At 51.7% G+C, this 18,219-nt stretch carries 19 protein-coding genes and 1 tRNA gene; 6 read left to right on the forward strand and 14 right to left on the reverse strand.

Annotated features, from left to right (window positions below; genetic code table 11):
- Positions 1-31 precede the first annotated feature (31 nt).
- A complete protein-coding gene (locus L21SP2_RS00730; protein WP_024266528.1) occupies positions 32-1,042 on the reverse strand; it encodes a beta-ketoacyl-ACP synthase III in 1,011 nt (336 codons plus the stop codon).
- Between the two features lie 85 nt (positions 1,043-1,127).
- Positions 1,128-2,369, reverse strand: a complete 1,242-nt coding sequence (locus L21SP2_RS00735) for a hypothetical protein (RefSeq protein WP_024266529.1) — start codon at positions 2,367-2,369, stop codon at positions 1,128-1,130.
- Between the two features lie 144 nt (positions 2,370-2,513).
- Between L21SP2_RS00735 and fabG the strand changes: the two genes are divergently transcribed.
- The 4 genes from fabG to L21SP2_RS00755 all read left to right on the forward strand — a co-directional run bounded on the left by fabG (position 2,514) and on the right by L21SP2_RS00755 (position 6,511).
- Positions 2,514-3,257: a 3-oxoacyl-[acyl-carrier-protein] reductase gene (fabG, locus tag L21SP2_RS00740; RefSeq protein ID WP_041400953.1), complete on the forward strand. Its 744-nt coding sequence runs from the start codon at positions 2,514-2,516 to the stop codon at positions 3,255-3,257.
- Positions 3,258-3,350: 93 nt separating this feature from the next.
- The gene (gene fabF / locus L21SP2_RS00745) at positions 3,351-4,595 is read left to right on the forward strand and encodes a beta-ketoacyl-ACP synthase II (protein ID WP_024266532.1); all 1,245 of its coding nucleotides are present in this window, start codon (positions 3,351-3,353) and stop codon (positions 4,593-4,595) included.
- A gap of 35 nt (positions 4,596-4,630) precedes the next feature.
- Positions 4,631-5,950 carry a ferredoxin reductase family protein gene (locus L21SP2_RS00750; protein WP_024266533.1) on the forward strand — a complete coding sequence of 440 codons (1,320 nt, stop codon included), beginning with the start codon at positions 4,631-4,633 and terminating at the stop codon, positions 5,948-5,950.
- A gap of 123 nt (positions 5,951-6,073) precedes the next feature.
- Complete coding sequence (locus tag L21SP2_RS00755; protein ID WP_024266534.1) at positions 6,074-6,511, forward strand: DUF3592 domain-containing protein; 438 nt, start codon at positions 6,074-6,076, stop codon at positions 6,509-6,511.
- A gap of 98 nt (positions 6,512-6,609) precedes the next feature.
- Here L21SP2_RS00755 and L21SP2_RS00760 read toward each other — a convergent pair whose 3' ends face one another.
- The 11 genes from L21SP2_RS00760 to L21SP2_RS00810 form a co-directional block, all read right to left on the reverse strand.
- Positions 6,610-7,224: a response regulator gene (locus L21SP2_RS00760; RefSeq protein ID WP_024266535.1), complete on the reverse strand. Its 615-nt coding sequence runs from the start codon at positions 7,222-7,224 to the stop codon at positions 6,610-6,612.
- A gap of 82 nt (positions 7,225-7,306) precedes the next feature.
- Positions 7,307-8,074, reverse strand: coding sequence for a regulatory protein RecX (locus L21SP2_RS16585; protein WP_024266536.1), 768 nt, complete (start codon positions 8,072-8,074; stop codon positions 7,307-7,309).
- 112 nt (positions 8,075-8,186) lie between these two features.
- On the reverse strand, positions 8,187-8,582 hold the full coding sequence (rpsI, locus tag L21SP2_RS00770) for a 30S ribosomal protein S9 (protein WP_024266537.1): 396 nt from the start codon (positions 8,580-8,582) through the stop codon (positions 8,187-8,189).
- A gap of 11 nt (positions 8,583-8,593) precedes the next feature.
- Positions 8,594-9,022: a 50S ribosomal protein L13 gene (gene rplM, locus L21SP2_RS00775; protein WP_024266538.1), complete on the reverse strand. Its 429-nt coding sequence runs from the start codon at positions 9,020-9,022 to the stop codon at positions 8,594-8,596.
- Positions 9,023-9,399: 377 nt separating this feature from the next.
- Positions 9,400-9,639 (reverse strand): hypothetical protein, encoded by a 240-nt coding sequence (locus tag L21SP2_RS00780; RefSeq protein ID WP_024266539.1) that lies wholly within the window; start codon positions 9,637-9,639, stop codon positions 9,400-9,402.
- 63 nt (positions 9,640-9,702) lie between these two features.
- On the reverse strand, positions 9,703-9,993 hold the full coding sequence (locus L21SP2_RS00785) for a hypothetical protein (protein ID WP_024266540.1): 291 nt from the start codon (positions 9,991-9,993) through the stop codon (positions 9,703-9,705).
- The gene (locus L21SP2_RS00790; protein ID WP_024266541.1) at positions 9,990-11,024 is read right to left on the reverse strand and encodes a hypothetical protein; all 1,035 of its coding nucleotides are present in this window, start codon (positions 11,022-11,024) and stop codon (positions 9,990-9,992) included. Before L21SP2_RS00790 ends, L21SP2_RS00785 begins: the two co-directional genes overlap by 4 nt.
- Before the next feature lie 53 nt (positions 11,025-11,077).
- Entirely contained in the window at positions 11,078-13,270 is a 2,193-nt protein-coding gene (locus tag L21SP2_RS00795) for an ATP-dependent helicase (RefSeq protein WP_024266542.1), read from the reverse strand.
- 11 nt (positions 13,271-13,281) lie between these two features.
- A complete protein-coding gene (locus L21SP2_RS00800) occupies positions 13,282-13,629 on the reverse strand; it encodes an HIT domain-containing protein (RefSeq protein WP_024266543.1) in 348 nt (115 codons plus the stop codon).
- A gap of 122 nt (positions 13,630-13,751) precedes the next feature.
- Positions 13,752-14,873: a helix-turn-helix domain-containing protein gene (locus tag L21SP2_RS16590; protein WP_024266544.1), complete on the reverse strand. Its 1,122-nt coding sequence runs from the start codon at positions 14,871-14,873 to the stop codon at positions 13,752-13,754.
- Entirely contained in the window at positions 14,870-15,556 is a 687-nt protein-coding gene (locus L21SP2_RS00810) for a LolA family protein (protein ID WP_041401850.1), read from the reverse strand. Before L21SP2_RS00810 ends, L21SP2_RS16590 begins: the two co-directional genes overlap by 4 nt.
- A 126-nt stretch (positions 15,557-15,682) precedes the next feature.
- Between L21SP2_RS00810 and pyrH the strand changes: the two genes are divergently transcribed.
- Complete coding sequence (pyrH, locus tag L21SP2_RS00815; RefSeq protein ID WP_041400958.1) at positions 15,683-16,378, forward strand: UMP kinase; 696 nt, start codon at positions 15,683-15,685, stop codon at positions 16,376-16,378.
- A gap of 19 nt (positions 16,379-16,397) precedes the next feature.
- Here the strand turns inward: pyrH and L21SP2_RS00820 are convergent, their stop codons facing one another.
- The gene (locus L21SP2_RS00820; RefSeq protein ID WP_041400960.1) at positions 16,398-18,017 is read right to left on the reverse strand and encodes a tetratricopeptide repeat protein; all 1,620 of its coding nucleotides are present in this window, start codon (positions 18,015-18,017) and stop codon (positions 16,398-16,400) included.
- Positions 18,018-18,130: 113 nt separating this feature from the next.
- Between L21SP2_RS00820 and L21SP2_RS00825 the strand changes: the two genes are divergently transcribed.
- Positions 18,131-18,214 (forward strand) — tRNA-Leu (locus tag L21SP2_RS00825).
- Positions 18,215-18,219: the final 5 nt, after the last annotated feature.

The raw sequence follows: 18,219 nt of genomic DNA on the forward strand, positions 1-18,219 counted from the left end.
TACACTATTTCCACACTCTTCGGGGTAATCTTTACCAGATAAAGTAGTTTCCGCCGAAAGTCAGGCCGGAGCCGAAACCGATGGTGAGAACCTTATCTCCACGCTTCAGCAGGCCCTTCCGCTGCATCTCCTCCATAGCGATGGGGATGCTTGCAGCGGAAGTGTTGGCATAGTGACGAATGTTCATAAAGAACTTTTCTTCGGGCCATCCGTTGCGTTTACAGGCGGCCTCAATAATGCGTTTGTTCGCCTGGTGGGGAATTACATGGTCGATTTCATCCATGCTGACCGAATTGATCTCCAGCAGGCGATTAATGCTGTCTGTTATTGCCTGAACGGCGAAGACATATACCTGCCGGCCGTTCATGTGAAGATACAAGTCCTCTTCGGGAGTGATGCCCGGAACATAGGGGGTACGGGTGCCGCCTGCGGGACGCAGCAGGTGCTCTACACCGCTGCCCCGGCTTCCAAGCACAGATGAAAAAATGCCGCTACCCGCAGTTTTTTCTCCGGGGCTGACTACCACCGCTCCGGCGCCGTCCCCGAACAGAACGCATGTGGACCGGTCTTTCCAGTTGATAATTTTCGAGTATACTTCAGCCCCCACAACCAGAACGTTCCTGGCGGCTCCGCTGAGGACGAAGTTTTTCGCCGTTTCCAGACCGTATATGAACCCGGTGCAGGCCGCAACAAGGTCCATGGCACCGGCGTTTTCGGCCCCCAGTTTATCCTGAACGATGCAGGCGGTGGACGGCAGCCCCGGATAGTCGGGGGTGGATGTGGCAAGAAGAACCAGATCGATGTCGGATCCTTTCAGCTCTTCTCCCCCGGGGTCCTGAAGGGAAATATTATCCAGTGCATGCCGGACTGCAGCATACCCAAGGTCGCTGGCAGCTTCATTCTCTGCCGCAACCCGCCGTTCCTTGATTCCTGTATGAGAAAAGATCCACTCGTCATTTGTGTCGATAGTCTTTGCCAGGTCATCATTTGTGATAATTTTTTCGGGAACATACGCTCCCACCGATCGAATATATGCCTGCATATTCAATGCTCCTTACTGTAAAATGGATGGCCGGTGCAGGAAGCCCGGGAGGCAGATTATCCTGCTGAATTGGGCGAACATCCGGCTAATCATTGAACCGCTCAAGCAGTTCTTTCCGGTCTTCAGAGAATCTTCGAATGAAATCATTCACATCATCGCTGTCCGCGTCTTCATATCGGGTTCCGGGAAAATTGGAAATGGCAAATTCCGTATTTTCCTCATTCACAAAATCGGGAATGGCCGTTGCCGTATCCAGGTTGTGCAATTCATTAAACACTATGTACAGATCCGCCATCTGCCTGAAGAGAAGGTCGGAGCCTCCGTTGTTGTCATTGGTATACCCGATGGCAAAATTGGTATGGCCGATTGCAGTGTCTCCGGTGAACGGCATATCTTCCATTGCGATTGCAAAGGGAAAGAGCCGATCGCCGGTCCCGTTTTCTTTCATGCGTTCAATTGCAGCGGTCATGAGACCGTTCACCGGATGCTGTGCTCGTGAGGTGGTGAAGCTGCTGGGCCAGGGACTGTGAAACAGTACCGTTGCGACCCTGTCGCCGTACCTATCGGCAAGGATTCTTCCGCTCTGGCGGGACTCCTCCATTCCGATGGCATTCATTTCTTCTGCATGGGATTTCAGGAGGAAATCGGTAAAGGCTTTTTCCCGATCAAGAAAAACCAGGGCGGATTCTCCCTTCTCCAGAATTGATGCGCTGATTGTCCGGGCGATGAACTCGTCGGGATTTCCTTCTTCCATCACCTGCCGCAGTTTGTTGGGATCGCGAAAGTCGTCTGTTGTGCTGAGATGGGCGTAACTCTGGAATACATTTAATCCCAACACTCTGAATGGTCCTTCCGGGGAGTTGTTTACCCGCCAGGCGGCTTCAAGCAGCTGCACGTATTCGTTGTATCCCCATGTGACAAGGCGGCGCATAAGCAGTTCTTCCGCCGTATCTCTGTCAAATTCAGGGGCATTAATCAGGTTGTCGATCGTGTCCTGGTCGGATGCCAAAAGATGTTCCAGGCCCAGGATCCGCACACCTGCGCCGGGAAGCTGCGGGAGAAGTTCTGCGATAAAGTCGACCTCATTTTTGATAATTCCCAGTTCACCGGCCAGAACTACCTGGTGGTCCTGAAAAAGGTCGAGAACGCCCCTGGAGGGGTCGGTTTTCCCCTGTTCTATTTCGGAAACCAGCCGGCTCACCTGCTCCGGATCCAGCTCAGGAAGAGGATGTTCCTCCGGCTCCAGCCAGCCGAACGGGTTGAAAATAACAAATACCACTCCCAGACCAAGAAGAATCAGGGCAACAATTGTGACTCGCTCATTCATATCAGCTCACTATACCTGTGTGGAAAAAATTATGCCAGAGTTTAGAATATTTCCTGAATAGTGTTCAATAATATCTTCCATTTTTGAATCATATTCGGTAATCTTGTAATATACAAGAAAACACAATTTCACATGGGGGAGCATATGTTGTTAAAAGGAAAAAATGCCATAGTAACCGGCGGATCACGGGGAATCGGAAGGGAAATTGTCCTTGCGTTTCTCAGAGAAGGAGCTTCTGTCTGGTATCTGGATCTGGCGGAAGGTGAATATCTGAAGGAATACCAGGATCTTGCTTCAAGCAATGGTGCGACCGCTGCATTTAAAGAGTGCAACGTAGCGGACGAGGAACGGGTTCAGGCAGTAATTTCCGAGGTGATTTCTGAAGCGGGAACCGTGGATATTGCGGTGAACAACGCGGGCATTACCCGAGACACCCTGATGATGCGTATGAAAACCGAGGACTGGAAGTCGGTGCTGGATGTGAATCTTACCAGTGCATTTCTGGTGAGCCGGGCTCTGTATCGGCAGATGGCCAAGCAGAAAGGCGGCTCAATTATTAATGTAGCTTCCATTGTTGGAATAATCGGGAATGGAGGGCAGACCAATTACTCTGCCAGCAAGGCCGGACTTATCGGGATGACCAAAAGTATGGCCCGGGAAGTTGCAAGCCGTAATGTCCGGGTGAACGCCGTTGCCCCCGGATTCATTGTCACGCCCATGACCGACAAGCTGAATGAAGATCAGAAAAAAGCGCTGTACGATCAAATACCAATGGGAAGGCTGGGTGAGCCGGCAGAGGTGGCAAAGACCATCGTTTTTCTGGCATCCGATCTGGCCTCCTACGTGACAGGCGAAGTGATTAAAATAACAGGCGGCCTGGGAATGTAGGTCGTCGAATCACTTTTCGATACAGAATTGCCTTCTCCGGAGCCCGTTTTCCGGGGAAGGTCCGGGCACGGGGACTCAACAGGAGATGGTACCATGGCGAGAAGGGTAGTAATTACCGGTATGGGGAGTGTAAATCCTCTTGGACACAATGTGAAGGATTTCTGGAAGGGTATCCGTGAGGGAAGGAGCGGGGTGGGACCGATAACCCACTTTGATCCTTCGGAACATGCCACCAGGATTGCCGCAGAAATCAAGGATTTCAACGTCCGGGATTTTATGGATCCCAAGGAAGCGAAAAAACTTGAACCGTTTTCCCAGTTCGCCGTGGTGAGTGCCTATGAAGCATGGGCTCAGGCGGGGTTTCAGGACGGTGATGTGGATCCCGTGCGAGTCGGCTGCATCCTGGGTGTGGGGATCGGCGGTTTCAGTACCCTGGAAAAATCTTTCCATGATATGACTACCCGGGGCCCCCGCAGAGTACATCCCATGACCATTCCGAAGCTGATTAGCAATATCGGGCCCGGAAATGTTGCAATCTATCTGAATGCCCAGGGGCCGGCCTACTCTCTGGCAACGGCCTGTGCATCGGGCACGGATGCCATCGGGCACGGCATGAGAAATATTCAGGACGGAATTACCGATGTGGTGATTACCGGAGGAGTTGAGGCAACAATTACCCCCCTCGGTATTGCAGCCTTTAATGCAATTCATGCCCTGAGTACCGCCTACAATGACGAACCTCAGCGGGCCAGCCGGCCGTTCGATAAAGACCGTGACGGTTTTGTGATGGGTGAAGGTGCGGGCATTCTGATTCTGGAAGAACTGGAGCATGCCAGAAAGAGAGGGGCGCAGATTCTTGCGGAAGTCGTGGCAAACGGCGCATCAACCGACGCAAGTCATTTGACCGCCCCCCATCCCCAGGGCCGGGGAGCAATTCTGGCCATTAACCACGCACTCCGGCAGGCAGGCATCACTCCGGAGCAGATTGATTACATCAACGCCCATGGAACCTCCACTCCCATAAATGATCCCACGGAAACCAGGGCCATAAAGCAGGTGTTCGGCGAATATGCGAAAAAGCTGAAAGTGTCCTCAACCAAATCAATGACCGGCCACTGCATCGGTGCCGCCGGGGCCTTGGAGGCAATAATTTGTACCAAAGCAATTGAGGATCAGTTTTTTCCGGCTACAATAAACTATGAAAATCCCGATCCGGAATGTGATCTGGACTACGTGCCCAACAAGGGTGTAAGCGGAAAGATAGAATATACAATGTCCAACAGTCTTGGCTTCGGCGGACATAACTCAATTCTCATTCTGAAAAGATTTCAGGATTAGTCTTCAACATGCTATACTTCAGGGGTGGAGTAGCTATGAAAAAGACGATTCTTAACCTTGCGGCCCTGGTTCTCCTGGTGCTGCCGCCGGCAACGTATATCTTCATAAATCCGGTTGTTGATGCGTTCATGTTTATCAGAGTTTTCGGTCTTGTGGGTTTTACCCTGATCAGTCTGCAGTTTCTCTTGTCATCCCGACTGCCGTTCATAGAGAAGACCTACGGTCAGGATCAGCTCATTTATGTTCATAGACTCGCGGGTATTACTGCGGTTCTTCTTCTTATCGGTCATGGGGTCATTTATCTCGTCTACAGAATTTCCGCAAGCGGCGGACTGCGGTTGCGGTTCCCGTCGGATATTCCGGTGCTTGGGGGAATTGCCGGCCTCATACTGCTGATTCTGGTTGCATTTACCGCAGCATTCAGGGTGAATCTCAAGCTGTCATATGAGCGCTGGAAAATTCTGCACAGAATTACCTTTGTTCTGTATCCGGGATTGTTTATTCACTCAATGCTTCTGGGCACCACCATCGCTTCAAACAGGCTGGTGTATATTCTGTGGCTGACCATGTTCGCCATGGTGCTTTTTTCCTGGGTCTGGAGAATACATCTCTATCTTCGATCACGGAAGAAACCGTATATGCTCAGCTCCATCGAACCGTTGAACCATGACGTGGTTCAGCTCTCGTTCGCCGGAGAGGATCTCGATCATAAACCGGGCCAGTTCGCATTTATCAGCCTGAAGATTGGCGATAAAACCGAACCGGCCCACCCGTTTACCATCAGCTCCTCGCCTATCAGTAAGGATGTGGTTTTCACCATCAAGGCTGTGGGGGATTTTACTTCCCAGCTTGTTGATAATCATGCAGGTTCATCAGCTTACATAGAAGGTCCTTACGGCCGTTTTTCCTATACGAATGTTGATGATTCTTCTCCATTGCTTTTTATCGCCGGGGGAGTGGGAATTACTCCTATGCTCAGCATGCTTCGACTTCTGAGAAAAGATGATCCCGACCGGCGAATCGTTTTCATCTGGGGCAATAAAACGGAAGAAGATATTTTCCTGAAGGAAGAACTCCGTGAGATTCAGAACGACATGAAGAATTTGAAAATGGTTCATGTACTCAGCAAGGCCCAGGATCCCGGATCGGTGAATGCTGCGCAGGCGGCGGAGATTCCCGGGCTGCTGGATTACGGCTTTGTGGATGAGTCCTGCCTGAACAGACACGCAGCGGTGGAGAAGGATTGGGAGGTGTTTGTATGCGGTCCTCCCGTGATGATGAGTAAATTGAGCAAAACCCTTAAAGTATCGGGTGTTCCATCAGCCAAAGTCCATATGGAAAAATTCAGTCTCTGAGTATCGGTTTCTGCCGGTCCCCCACTCATCAGGGAAAAATCAGCCCAGGGGGGCTGAATATCTGGATCAGTGTTTGCCCCTTCTTCTCTGATTAAGTATGGTATACGGAAGGGAGTTTTTACTATGAGTTTATCGAAAGCCTTCGCCCGGATATTTTGGTGGTTTGCGGCAGCACTGCTGGCGGTGGCCATCGTCTTCGGGGTCATACAGTTGTCCCGCATATCCGGAGCACGTCCGGTGAGCGGGGAAATTATACGGTATCGGGTAGTGCAGAATGCCATTCCGTTTACCGAGGAGGATAGCGGAATTCAAAATTATCCGGTTATCCGTTATGAAGCCATGGACGGTTCTTCCAATGAGTTCATTTCACCCCGTCCTGTGGATACCGAAGAGTATTCGGTTGGAGATTCCATCGGGCTCTTGCTCACCACAGGAGACAGAGTGATAGTAGACAGCTTTTGGGGAATCTGGGGCCGTTCCATTGTTTTTGCAGGAACTGCGCTGATATTTTTTATCTTCGGTCTTGCCGCGCTGAAAGGATTTGATACCAAGGAGTATTAATGAGGCGCGAGGAACGAAAAAGCCGCCCGGGTTAATCCTGAGCGGCTTTTTATGTTGCGTATGTGTGGAAAGAAGTTTGTGGTGTGTTGGCGGCTGAATCAGGAATTCTGGCGTTTCTCCTGCAGATCGTCAATCAGTGATGACAGTTCATCAAAATTAATAGGCTTGGCCATGAATGCATCTGCACCTGCTTCCATTGCTTTTGATTCGGTGTCATCCAGACCCATTCCGCTGATGGCGATGATGATGGGGTTTGCCAGCTTTTCATCTGCTGTAAATGTTTTACACAGCTTGAATCCGTCTACACCGGGAAGATCAATGTCCAGGATGATAAGGTTGGGCTTGCTCTCAACACTCACCCGGCCGGCTTCGAACCCGTCTGTGGCCTGCAGAATGGTGAGGTCGGGATCCATCATTTCCAGCCCCTTTTTCAGGCTGTCATTCAATGCCTGATCGTCATCGACAATCAGAATGGTACGCAGACTCTGTATTTCTTCCATCATTTTCTGCAGTTCCACAGGTAAGCGCATCCCGCGCCCGCTGAGAAAGCTGATGAGGTCCTCGGCGTAGACGCGATACTGTCCGCCGGGAGTTGTAAATGCTTTCAGGTAGCCGTTTTTTATCCAGTTTATGGCGGTTTGGTTAACCACACCGCAGATGTTTGCTACTTCAAGAGCTGAGAATATTCGGATTTTCTTGTCAGTCCGTGCCATAATACACCCCTAAGGATTGGATTTTTTTGGATGTTGATTTATAGAATGTAATAAAATATATCTAATATGTCAAGGTAAAAAATCAATAAATCTTCATCCCAGTAATACTATAAAACTCCTTACTGCAATTCTCAAGATTTTTAATGCTAAAACCTCTTTTTCTGCAGGAAAAGATAAGTTCTTCAGAATCAGCATTTTTCCTATGCATTTTGAGCAAAAAATTGAGGCAGGCGTAGGTGAACAGACCGGGATCGTCTGTTTCCAGTTCGCCCAATACTTCATTGCAGGTACTGCGGTGAACTCCCCGCTGCTGCAGGCCGGCGATTATATTGATCCGCCCTTCCGGGTGCCGTTGAAGGCGGTTCCGCGTCCACTGTTCTGCAAAGCGTCGGTCACTGAGGGAGTCTTCATTCTCAAGTTCATCCAGCGCCCGGCGGATCTGTTCGGCGGAATATCCTTTCCTTCGAAGCTTGATGCTCAACTGCTGTCTGCTGTGTTCTCTTCGTGAAACATATGTAAGGCCCTGCAGGTAACAGTTCTGCAATGCTTCCGCTTCAAGAACTGTGGAGATACCGGGCTTACCCTCCATTTCGATCTCAATCAGCAGATCGTGAACAAACGGTTCCCGGATCGTAAGCTCCCTGGGCAGAACAGTATCGAAGGGGCTCCCGTCCTGCACATCCGGGGTTTCCTGAATGCGGAAGCTGAGAGTCCTCCTGTCTTCCTGAAAGGACCAATGCAGTACGTCAGGTGCATCGGGGGGGAGGGAAGAGATCGGAGACGGGGGACTGTGGTAAGGGCCGGCTGTCCCGGGGGCGTTCGCTCCGGAATCGGCGGAATTATCAGTCATAGGTAAAATATACTCAAAACCCGGGTATAAAAAAACCGGCGGATATCCCGCCGGTTGAATTTCCGTTCCCAGGGAACGGGGATGGATCCAAGTAATGTTGGATGAATGGTGATTAACGCTTTGAGAACTGGAACTGACGACGCGCGCCGCGCTGACCGTACTTCTTCCGTTCAACCATTCTGTCGTCACGGGTCATGAAACCGTTGGCTCTGAGAGCCTTGTGGTTTGCTTCATCGTGGGCAACAAGAGCCCGGGACAAACCCATGAGGATTGCGCCGGCCTGACCGGTTTTTCCGCCGCCGCGTACGGTTACCAGAACATCGTAGTTGCTTTTGTTGTCGGTAACGTCCAGGGGCTGGTTGATAATGTACACCAGTTCTTCCCGGTTAAAGTATTCGGCAGCAGGTTTGCTGTTTACGGTAATGGTTCCGTTTCCTTTCCGGAGATACACACGGGCTACTGACGTCTTTCTCCGTCCTGTTCCCAGTGCAAGATTTTTTTTATCCACAATATAACTCCTTAAATTTCGAGGGCAGCAGGTTTCTGTGCTCCATGGGGATGATTGGGGCCGGCGTAAACTTTTACGTTCTTGAAGATCTTCCGTCCCAGACGGTTATGGGGCAGCATGCCCTTAATCGCCTTTTCCACCGGCGTGGTAGGCTTCTTATCCAGCATCTCGCTGAGATTGGTCTCTTTCAAGCCGCCCATGTATCCGCTGTGCCGATAATACATTTTGCTCTGCAGTTTATCGCCGGTTACGGCAACTTTATCTGCATTCACAACAACCACAAAATCCCCGCATTCCTGATGGGGTGTGTAATAGGGTTTATGCTTTCCTCTGAGGATCTGGGCTACCTTTGAAGCCAGGCGGCCCAGGTTTTTGCCTTCAGCATCAATAACGTACCAGCTGCGATCGAAATCTACCGGTTTTTTGAATATCGTTTTCATTGCAATTAGCCTTTTCTTTCCTTACTCAATTTTCCTCACGCAGTTAAGGAAATGCTCCTCAATTATCTAGTCCGTAAGGATTTATCTTGTCAAAGTGGTTGTGCATATTTCCACATCCACAACAAAATGTCAAGGGATTCACAGCCCGCACAAAGTCCGCACCAACGGTGGGAGTCTTTGAGGGAGAAGGGAATCCGGAAATTGTGTTGGATTCAGCAGGGAAAGGGTGGGGCTGAAACTGCCAACATATATGCGGGGAATCGAATTTTGTCAGCCTGAACGGAGCAGTGTTCAGTCCTGACTCACATCCTCATCCCCATACCGGGGATCAACCTTTTTGCAAGGAAGACCCGCCGTGTACTGATTATCTGTGTCTGTTACTTCTTTTCCGAATTCTGATTTTTCTGTTCTTCAGCTTCTTCTTTTTTGGCTTCGATGCGGTCCTTGATATCTGCTATCCCGATGAAAACGGCGATAAGACCGATGAAGAGAGCAAACACAGGGATTCCGCCCTGAAGAAATGCAATCATCTGATCCCACCAGTTCAAGAGCAGGTCGGGCCAAACTGAAACAACCGCAAAAGCGATAAAAAGAATTCCAATAATGAGAGCTACCATAGTTCCTCCAAAGCCGCTGTATGATTAAAACTAAAGCATGAAGTCGGCGGATTGGTCAAGCATTCAGGTTTTTCTGTTGAGCATCACCAGCAGTCCTATGCTGATAAACAGCATGGGTAAATTCTCCATCAGTGCCCGTGCGCTGATATTCAGCACTTCAATGGGCAGATTGATTCTGGCCATGCCGAATAGTTCCAGAGCCTGGAATACCGTACCCCCGTAATACACCACCACCCCGATAATAATGAGCATCCACGCGCTGTCACGGGTTCTGGCCCAGAGAAGGATTGCGAAAAGGGTGGTGATGGCGCCTACGCCGAGGCGCACCATCATCAGAATGGTGGCGTCTGTCATGATGTTTCTCCTGTGGTTCCTTCCATTCTACTCTGAATATACTGCAAAGTCCGGCGGATATCACCCGCTTCCCGCTGAGAGGCTATTGCCGGCAGCACCAGAATATCCCCGGCCGACGGAGGAAGCAGAATCCCCTGTTGCAGCAACTCCCGGCTCAGCTCCTTCCAGACCGCCGTCGCCTGTTCAGATTCGACGCTCTCTTGAGTTCTTCTGGATCTGTCCGGCGGGAATCTGCCCGGCGGGATGAGATAGGGACCTGTGCGGGTGAAATAGTTAAGCTCAGCCGGTATGAAGCGCAGCCACTGCTCTTCACTGAAGAGAAAGTTGCTTACTCCCATGGCTTTTCGGTGTTTTTCAGGCTGATATTTCTGCTTGGCAGCCGAACGGAAACTCCCGAGCTGAACTGCCCGCCGGGTTAATCCCATGCAATGCTGTAATCCGTGGAGGGCGATCCCCGGGCATCCGGGTACATTTTTCGGGTTCAGACCTGCGTCCCGGGCGTACATAAGCACCTGGGGAGAATTTTCTCCGGGTTGGGGAAATACGGGCAGAATTACACGGGGGGCCGGGGATGCGCCTGTCTGAGAACCGGGGGCGGGGAAGAGCGGTCTATCGGGGTCAAAATCAACAGAGAAGGACCGGTCACCCGCAGCGGCATGCGGCTCAGACAGCGGGGCTGCAAAGGGACGCCACACCAGTACGCCGTTGTGAAGTTCATGAGGTGAACTGAAGTCGGCAGCAGCGAAATCTTCCCGGGTCATGCCAAGGAAATCCAGGGCATCCCGGCGATGAGGAAATATCAACGGCTGATATCCGGGAAAAAGCGATCGCAGTTCCCTGCTGACGATACCGTGAATCCGGGTGCCAACATCCGTGTACAGCCCCCGGGAGATGGCGTTTTTATAGCTTTTCCCCAGGCCCGGAGGAGTGTGACCGAAGAGGGCCCTTCCGCCGTCCAGTGCCAGGTCCAGCATTCTGAGTTTCGGGTTGCCGAAATAGAGCCGATAATTCCGGGCTCTGGTAATTTTCATATGTATTCCGTCCTTGTATCCCTGAATACACCCGCGGGTGTAAATAGGCGGGCTTAGAAGCTGCTGATTTTTTCTATACCGCTGAAGCGGGGGATGAACTGGGCGGTTTGTCCCGACTGAAACCTGACGATGATCACTTCCTCGCTGCCGTTGAACATGCTTTTGATCACCTCTCCGGGACCATAATCGTCATGGTACACCGCCTGCCCACGGGGATAGTCACCCTGGACGTCTTCCTCTTTGCCGCCGGAGTGACGGGAAAATCCGGGTTCGCCCTGTCCTGCCCGGGACCATGCGGCCCAGGGGTCTTCGTCTGAGAATATTGAAGAGGGATCCCCGGGGGTGTCCGGTGCACTGCGTCCGGAAAATTCAACCAGTTCGCCGGGGATTTCCCCCAGAAAACGGGAGGGGTTCAGCCGCTGAATTCTTCCGTGGATGCGGCGGGAAGCGCAGCTGGTAATATGAAGCTCATGCCGGGCACGGGTTATGGCCACATAAAAAAGCCGGCGCTCCTCTTCAAGGGCGTCCGGGTCTCCGTTATCCGCCCGGGGGAACAGATCATCTTCCAGACCGGTAATCACAACTCTGTCGAACTCCAGCCCTTTGGTATTATGCATGGTGATGAGAGTCACCATGGCATCTTCATCACTTTGCTCCCGGGAGCTGTCCAGTTCTATGGCTTCAAGGAATTCCACCAGACCTTCGTAATCCGGTGAATAGAGGCTGGCTGCATTCACAAGTTCTTCCAGGTTTTGAATTTTAGTGCTCCCGGCAATTTCGTCCTGATTGATATAGTATTGGGCGAGACCGCTGCGCTCCAGGCCGGAATTGATCAGCTCCCCAAGATGCCCGCCGCCGCTCTCCTTGAGTTGCGTTTCCATTCCCCTGATCACATCCAGAAAGGCTGCGATTCCGGTTGATGTGCGTTTTCTGGCTGATGCCATTGCGTATTCCGCCGCAAGAACCAGGTTGCCCCGGGCGGGGTGAAGGTGAGTTTTTATATCCGCCAGCGCAGACTTTCCGATGCCTCTGGATGGTTTGTTGATAATTCTGTTGAAGGATACTTCATCCTTCGGGTTGGCGATGAGTTTCAGAAGGGCAACGGCATCCTTGATCTCTTCCCGTTCATAAAACCGCAGGGTCCCGACGATTCGGTAAGGTATGCCTTCCTGAAGGAACCGGGTCTCAAAGAGACGGCTCTGTGCATTGGTGCGGTACAGGATGGCAGTTTCACCCTCAAAATCATCCCGTATCAGCCGGAGTACATAGTCAACTTCTGCATCACTGTCGCTGAGTCTGGCGATTACCGGAAGGGCTCCGTCTTCACGGCTTGTCCAGAGCTGTTTTCCCAGCCGTCCCTGGTTATTGGCCACCACAGAGCCGGCCAGTTCGAGAATGGGATTGGTGCTGCGGTAATTCTGTTCAAGTTTGATGATATCCGTGTTATCGAACAGCTCCGGGAAGTTCAGGATGTTTTTCACTTCAGCTCCCCTGAACCGGTAAATGGACTGGTCGTCGTCTCCCACTACACAAATATAGCTTCCCGGGCGGTACAGTTCACTGAGCAGCCGGTACTGAGCGTGGTTGGAGTCCTGATATTCATCCACCAGGATTACGGAAAAGCGGTTCCGGATGCGTTCCGCTATGGCGGGGTCGGATTGAAGCAATTCGATGGGGCGGAGAATCAGATCTCCGAAATCGCTGTTCCCGATTTCCCTCAGCCGCCGTTCGTAGGCTGCATATACTGTCTGCAGTTCCGGATCCCCGCTGATATCTTCCAGGGAATCATCCGGGCCGAGACAGCTGTCTTTTGCCCGACTGATCAGGGTATTATACTGTTTCAGCTGCTGTCGTGATTTTTCCGGATACAGGGTTGCAAGAAGGCTCAGGCTGTCATCGTCGTCGTAAATGGTAAAGTTTGATGATAAATTCAGTGCGGCAGCATTCCTGCGCATGAGCCAGGCTCCGAAGCTGTGAAAGGTGCGGATCACCACACCCTCTGCGGCTTCACTCAGATCCCGGGCGCGTTCCCGCATTTCACCCGCCGCCTTGTTTGTGAACGTAACCGCAAGAATTGATCTGGGATCCACACCCAGTTCCTCGATGAGATAGGCAATCTTTACGGTAATAACCCTTGTCTTCCCGGAACCCGCCCCTGCAAGAATCAGCAGGGCACTTCCCTTGTGCAGCACCGCATTCCGCTGCTGCTCGTTCAGTAATTCAAGGCTTTCATGAATGGGCTTCAAAATGCTGATCCTCACCCCGGAGGCCAGGTCATGGCCCGTCCGCCGAGGATGTGTGCGTGAATATAGTCGACGCTCTGCTGGGCGTCTTTTCCCGTGTTGAATACCACACGGTAGCCGCCTTCCTCAAGACCGAGATGCAAGGCCGTCTTTCTGATCCCCTGCATGAAAGCATACAGGGTCTCGGCGTCTAATAGATTCAGCTCATGAATCCCCCGGATTTTGGTCTTGGGGATTACCAGTACATGCTCCGGAGCCTGGGGGTTGATGTCCCGAAATGCCAGGAACCCTTCCCCGTCCAGTACAATATCCGCAGGAATATCTCCGCTTATAATTTTCTCAAAGATTGTAGGCTCTTCCATCCGCATACTCCATTTGGGAAATTTGCTGTGGATTTCAGTATACATGGTTTTGGATCACTGGGATAGAACGGTCCCGACGGTTCCGTTCCGGAGAACCTGTTAGCAGGCAGCGGGGACCCACCTCAGTAGAGGGGGGCCAGTTCGGTACCTTCGGGAGTTTTCCGGATCTGAAATGCCCGGGGCTGTCCGTCGCTGCCCAGCCTGATATTCTGGCCGTTCACGCTGAACTGCAGTTTGCCGGCGTTTGAGATCCAGAAGTAGCCGTCATCGGAGATCTCTGTCTGGAAACGTTCGCCGCTGCCGTACATCCTCTGCTGGATTTCCCCGTCGGCGTTCATGAAACGGAACATTACCGGTCCCCGGAATATGGCCTCCACCAGCAGGTTCGCTCCGGTGTCGGTCAAACCTGTGAGTTGCTGAACGGGGCGCTCCCTGCTTGGCTCTATGCTTCGGCCCGGGTTTACCAGGCTTTCCTGGGCAGCTGCTTCCGTTGCAGGGGAATTCGGAGTTTGAGCATTCGTGCCGGCGATTATCCTGTCGAAGCGGATAACCGGGTTGCCGTTGTCGAGAAATGATTTCAGCATCACCCTGATATCAGGGGTTTCATCGCCGTCCATATCCACCAGAGAAATTTCATTGGGACTCAGTTCAAGTGTTTCTCTGTCGCTGTGAAGCAGCAGAGGGGAAGTGATCTCTCCGATTTCTATCCGGTACTGCTCATCACCCACGCTCACTTCAACAGCAGTCATGGGTGAGAATTCCTGCTCAAGAATTTCCGAGTTGAAGCTCACAGTCTCACGAATATCCCGTTCCGGGGATTCGCTCTGCTGACGTGCACTTGCCGTGTTGTTGTCAGCCGTCCGGCCGCCGCTTCCGGATCCCAGCCCTGCAAGGAGAAAGGCTCCCCCGGCAATAACTGTTACCGCCACAAGTATGGAAATAATCAGAGGGTAGTTCGGCTTGGGTTTTGTATCCAGAAGTTCATCTATGGGGCTGGGCTGTTCCTGAATCTGGGTGTTTTTGTACAGACTGATCAGTTCGTCGGAATCCAGTTCCAGGTAATCCCCGTAATTCCGCAGAAATCCGATGAGATAGCTTTCTCCGGGAAAGGTATCAAAATGCTCATTCTCCAGTGCTTCCAGAAAGCGCTTGGCTATATGAGTTTCCCGTGCTGCCTGATCAATGCTGATTGACCGTTGCTCCCGCTGCTGTGTTAGCTTCTCACCGATTGATTCCATGCTCATTCAGCTCCGTACAGAAAATTATCAAAATTATTGGAGGAGGGCGGCGAGTCATATTCGAATCGCGCCATAGGAATGCTCTGGTTAACCTGAATGTCTTTAAATGTGAACTCTATGTTTCGGCGGTCGGCGGTCACGGCTGTCATCCGCCGGATATAGAGATCAGGCGTAACGGCCAGTTCAATCTGACGAAACCCCTGGGCGGTGTTTCGCCATGTGAGGAATAATTTATACACCAGTTCTGAACTGCCCTCCGAGGAGTTGTCCAGCGGCTGGGGGTCGGGACTGTCCTTGAAGGCTATCTGGTAGTTTCGCCGCAGCAGCGACAGCCCTTCGCCGGTGGCAAAGCCGCCGGGGTTTGTCTGGTCTTTGAGCCTCTGGGTGAGGGTCACATTGTAATCGGGAACATATACCTGAATAATTTCACCATCGGCAACCAGAACCTGCTCCTCGGGGTCGAGAAAATCGATGCGTATGAGGTTAGGATTCTTGTAATAGATAAGTCCCGACATTACTGTGTCTTCCACAGTCATTTCAAAGTCGGCACTATAGTCTTCAATGCCCTGATAGTTCTCGGCAACCCGGTCAAAAAAGTCCTGTCCGGTGATAATTTCCTGAGCTGAAACAGGTAGAGCGCACAGGAGAATTCCGAATATAATTACTGCAGTTTTAACTGGTATTTTCATATTTTTCATAAGCAGACGTGCTCAATATCCGATGAATGGGGGTTCTCTGTCAATCCTTCATGGAAGTGCAGAGCTTGAAAGCTCCGGGCTGTGCAGGTAAGATTGACCCGGAAAAAAGGTGGTGTAATGGTCAGTATAATTTCTCTTGGCGGTTCAATTGTTGCCCCCGACGGGGTGGATACGGAGTTTGTATCCCGTTTTATCCGGCTGATTCAAACATATACCGGCGAAGCCGGCGGGGAAGAGCGTAAAGTGATTCTCATCGTAGGCGGCGGCGGTCCTGCAAGAAAATATCAGCAGGCATACCGGAACATTGTGGATAACCCCATTCATGATGACCAGGACTGGATCGGTATTATGGCCACCCGTCTCAATGCGGAGCTGATCCGGGCAGGTTTCGCCGGACTTTGCCTTAACCCGGTGGTTACCGATCCAAGTGCAGAATTTGAATTCACCGGTTCGGTTTTGGTGGCTGCAGGATGGAAACCGGGGTTCTCCACCGATTTCGATGCGGTAATGCTTGCTGAACGTTTCAACGCCAGGCGGATTATCAATCTTTCAAATATCGAACAGGTGTACACCGCCGATCCAAAGCTGGATCCCAATGCCAGGCCGCTGGATCAGGTGAGCTGGAGTGAATTTCGGGAAATGGTGGGTGATGAATGGACTCCCGGAAAAAACCTTCCGTTTGACCCGGTGGCCACCCGGAAAGCGGCGGATATGGGAATGGAAGTGATTGCAGCCGGAGGCCGGGATCTCAGCAACATCCAGGCCGTTCTTGAGGGAAGGGAGTTTTTCGGTACCAGAATCGGACCGGGGTGACCCTGGGTACAGGCCGGGATCAGGGCAAAAGAAGGCGGCTGTAGGATTCGATGATTGCAGCCTCTTCGTCTGTGCCCGATAAACCGGCATGAAGCTGGGAGAGTGTGAGAGCTTTCAGATAGCTGTCCTGAATAACGCTGGCCAATCCCAGAGCCAGATCGAATGAATTCAGCCGCTGATACAGCTGGGCGATTTCGTTTCGCAGCACGTCTTCGAGAGAAGAGGATTCCTGCTCGGTATTCAGTGCTCTTTCCAATAAATCCTCAAAACGACGGGTTAATTCGTCAGACGGCCCCTCATCCCCTGAGCCCAGCGTGTTCAGCTGCTCATTTACAACCGAACTGTAACCTCTGGCAACGAAAAAAGGATCACTGATCTGAGCGATGGTTTCCAGCGCCGACTCAAGCCGGTTTAGTCTGGCATAGAGGATTGCAGCTTCCAGAAGCAGGCTGTCTTTCTGACTGATATCGGTGATTCTGTCAAAGTAACTCTCCGTTGCCTCCAGGTACAATTCTGCGCTGGCTGGATCATTCAATTCGAAATAGGTCTGGGAGATGTTAAGAAGCATGGATACGACCAGCTCATCCGGTGCATTCCGCTCAAGAATTGAAAATATACGTTCGAATACCAGGTCGGATTGAAGAAGCTGATCAGATTCATAAAATGCCCTGGCGATTTCCAGCAGAGCGTTCAGGCGAAGCCGGTCATTACTGATCATATTGCTGAAACTCAGAGCTTCTCCGGCATTTCCGCCTCTGGCGAGAAATATGAGAGTCTGGGAGATCTGTTCATCTGAGGTGGTTCCGGGAATTCCTGAGCCCATAGGAGCCGCGGTGCCGTCGGTCTGCAGGATTTCTACGCTCTTGTTCACGTAGCGCAGGGCAAGATCGCTGTTGCCTTCCTCCGTCAGACGCAATGCCAGCTGGCTGAAGCTTCTGGCCCGGGCAAGCTGGTTCTCTATGGAACTGGCGGCGGGGATTGCCTGCTGTAAAAGTGTGTTGGAACGCTGCCCTTCCCCGCTTTCCTGATATCTTCTGGCTGTATCCAGAAGCAAATCGGCCCGAAGCCGGTAATCCTCTATTATATATATCTTCTGAACCGCCTGACGGAGAAGGTCCAGGGCGTCGCTTCCGATGGAAAAGCAAACTGTAATGATTTCCTGAACCAGACGCCCCCGGGTCTGATCCTGATCTGAGCTTTCCGTCAGTGTCAGAGCCTGTTCCAACAGGGCGATGCTCTGGCTGATGACACCCGCTTCCACATAGTTTCTGCTCAGCTCGATCAGAAGTTCTATACGCCGCCGGCTGGATGAACCCTCAATCAGGTTCTCTCCCAGATCCAGGACCCTTCGGGCGTCATCGGGGTTGTCTCTGCCGGTAAGGCTGGACGCGGCGCTGGTGATAATGAAAATTTGAGATTCATTCTCCGGGATATCCGGGATATGACGCATGGCGTAGCTGATCAGCGGGGGAAGATTTTCCGGGACTGTGAACGTGTTCTCGGGAGTACCGTTAGCCGTGCTCCGGCAGGATGCAAGAAGGATGACCATGAAAAGTGCCGCTGCCGCAATGAAACGGGAGAGAGATTTTCCGGGCACTGTGGATGCGGGAGCAGCTGGCATGAAATCAATGTATCCCATTATAAAGTCCTTTTGAAGTGGTGGTACGGCATTCTTTCATGGCTGGTTTGTGAAGATGTGTCTGCTCTGGACAAGTTTTTCATGTTTAAGGTATAGTCGTTCAAACAATCCAGGCCGGCGTGGCGGAATTGGTAGACGCAGCAGACTCAAAATCTGCCGCCAGCAATGGTGTGGGAGTTCAAGTCTCCCCGCCGGCACATTC

It is taken from the genome of Salinispira pacifica, assembly GCF_000507245.1.
In the GTDB taxonomy this organism is placed as follows: Bacteria; Spirochaetota; Spirochaetia; order DSM-27196; family Salinispiraceae; genus Salinispira; species Salinispira pacifica.

Excerpts from the sequence above, each read along its gene's own strand:
- L21SP2_RS00730 (WP_024266528.1), bottom strand. The coding sequence starts at position 1,042 with ATGCAGGCATATATTCGATCGGTGGGAGCGTATGTTCCCGAAAAAATT.
- L21SP2_RS00735 (WP_024266529.1), bottom strand. The coding sequence starts at position 2,369 with ATGAATGAGCGAGTCACAATTGTTGCCCTGATTCTTCTTGGTCTGGGA.
- fabG (WP_041400953.1), top strand. The coding sequence starts at position 2,514 with ATGTTGTTAAAAGGAAAAAATGCCATAGTAACCGGCGGATCACGGGGA.
- fabF (WP_024266532.1), top strand. The coding sequence starts at position 3,351 with ATGGCGAGAAGGGTAGTAATTACCGGTATGGGGAGTGTAAATCCTCTT.
- L21SP2_RS00750 (WP_024266533.1), top strand. The coding sequence starts at position 4,631 with ATGAAAAAGACGATTCTTAACCTTGCGGCCCTGGTTCTCCTGGTGCTG.
- L21SP2_RS00755 (WP_024266534.1), top strand. The coding sequence starts at position 6,074 with ATGAGTTTATCGAAAGCCTTCGCCCGGATATTTTGGTGGTTTGCGGCA.
- L21SP2_RS00760 (WP_024266535.1), bottom strand. The coding sequence starts at position 7,224 with ATGGCACGGACTGACAAGAAAATCCGAATATTCTCAGCTCTTGAAGTA.
- L21SP2_RS16585 (WP_024266536.1), bottom strand. The coding sequence starts at position 8,074 with ATGACTGATAATTCCGCCGATTCCGGAGCGAACGCCCCCGGGACAGCC.
- rplM (WP_024266538.1), bottom strand. The coding sequence starts at position 9,022 with ATGAAAACGATATTCAAAAAACCGGTAGATTTCGATCGCAGCTGGTAC.
- L21SP2_RS00780 (WP_024266539.1), bottom strand. The coding sequence starts at position 9,639 with ATGGTAGCTCTCATTATTGGAATTCTTTTTATCGCTTTTGCGGTTGTT.
- L21SP2_RS00785 (WP_024266540.1), bottom strand. The coding sequence starts at position 9,993 with ATGACAGACGCCACCATTCTGATGATGGTGCGCCTCGGCGTAGGCGCC.
- L21SP2_RS00790 (WP_024266541.1), bottom strand. The coding sequence starts at position 11,024 with ATGAAAATTACCAGAGCCCGGAATTATCGGCTCTATTTCGGCAACCCG.
- L21SP2_RS00800 (WP_024266543.1), bottom strand. The coding sequence starts at position 13,629 with ATGGAAGAGCCTACAATCTTTGAGAAAATTATAAGCGGAGATATTCCT.
- L21SP2_RS16590 (WP_024266544.1), bottom strand. The coding sequence starts at position 14,873 with ATGAGCATGGAATCAATCGGTGAGAAGCTAACACAGCAGCGGGAGCAA.
- L21SP2_RS00810 (WP_041401850.1), bottom strand. The coding sequence starts at position 15,556 with ATGAAAATACCAGTTAAAACTGCAGTAATTATATTCGGAATTCTCCTG.
- pyrH (WP_041400958.1), top strand. The coding sequence starts at position 15,683 with ATGGTCAGTATAATTTCTCTTGGCGGTTCAATTGTTGCCCCCGACGGG.
- L21SP2_RS00820 (WP_041400960.1), bottom strand. The coding sequence starts at position 18,017 with ATGGGATACATTGATTTCATGCCAGCTGCTCCCGCATCCACAGTGCCC.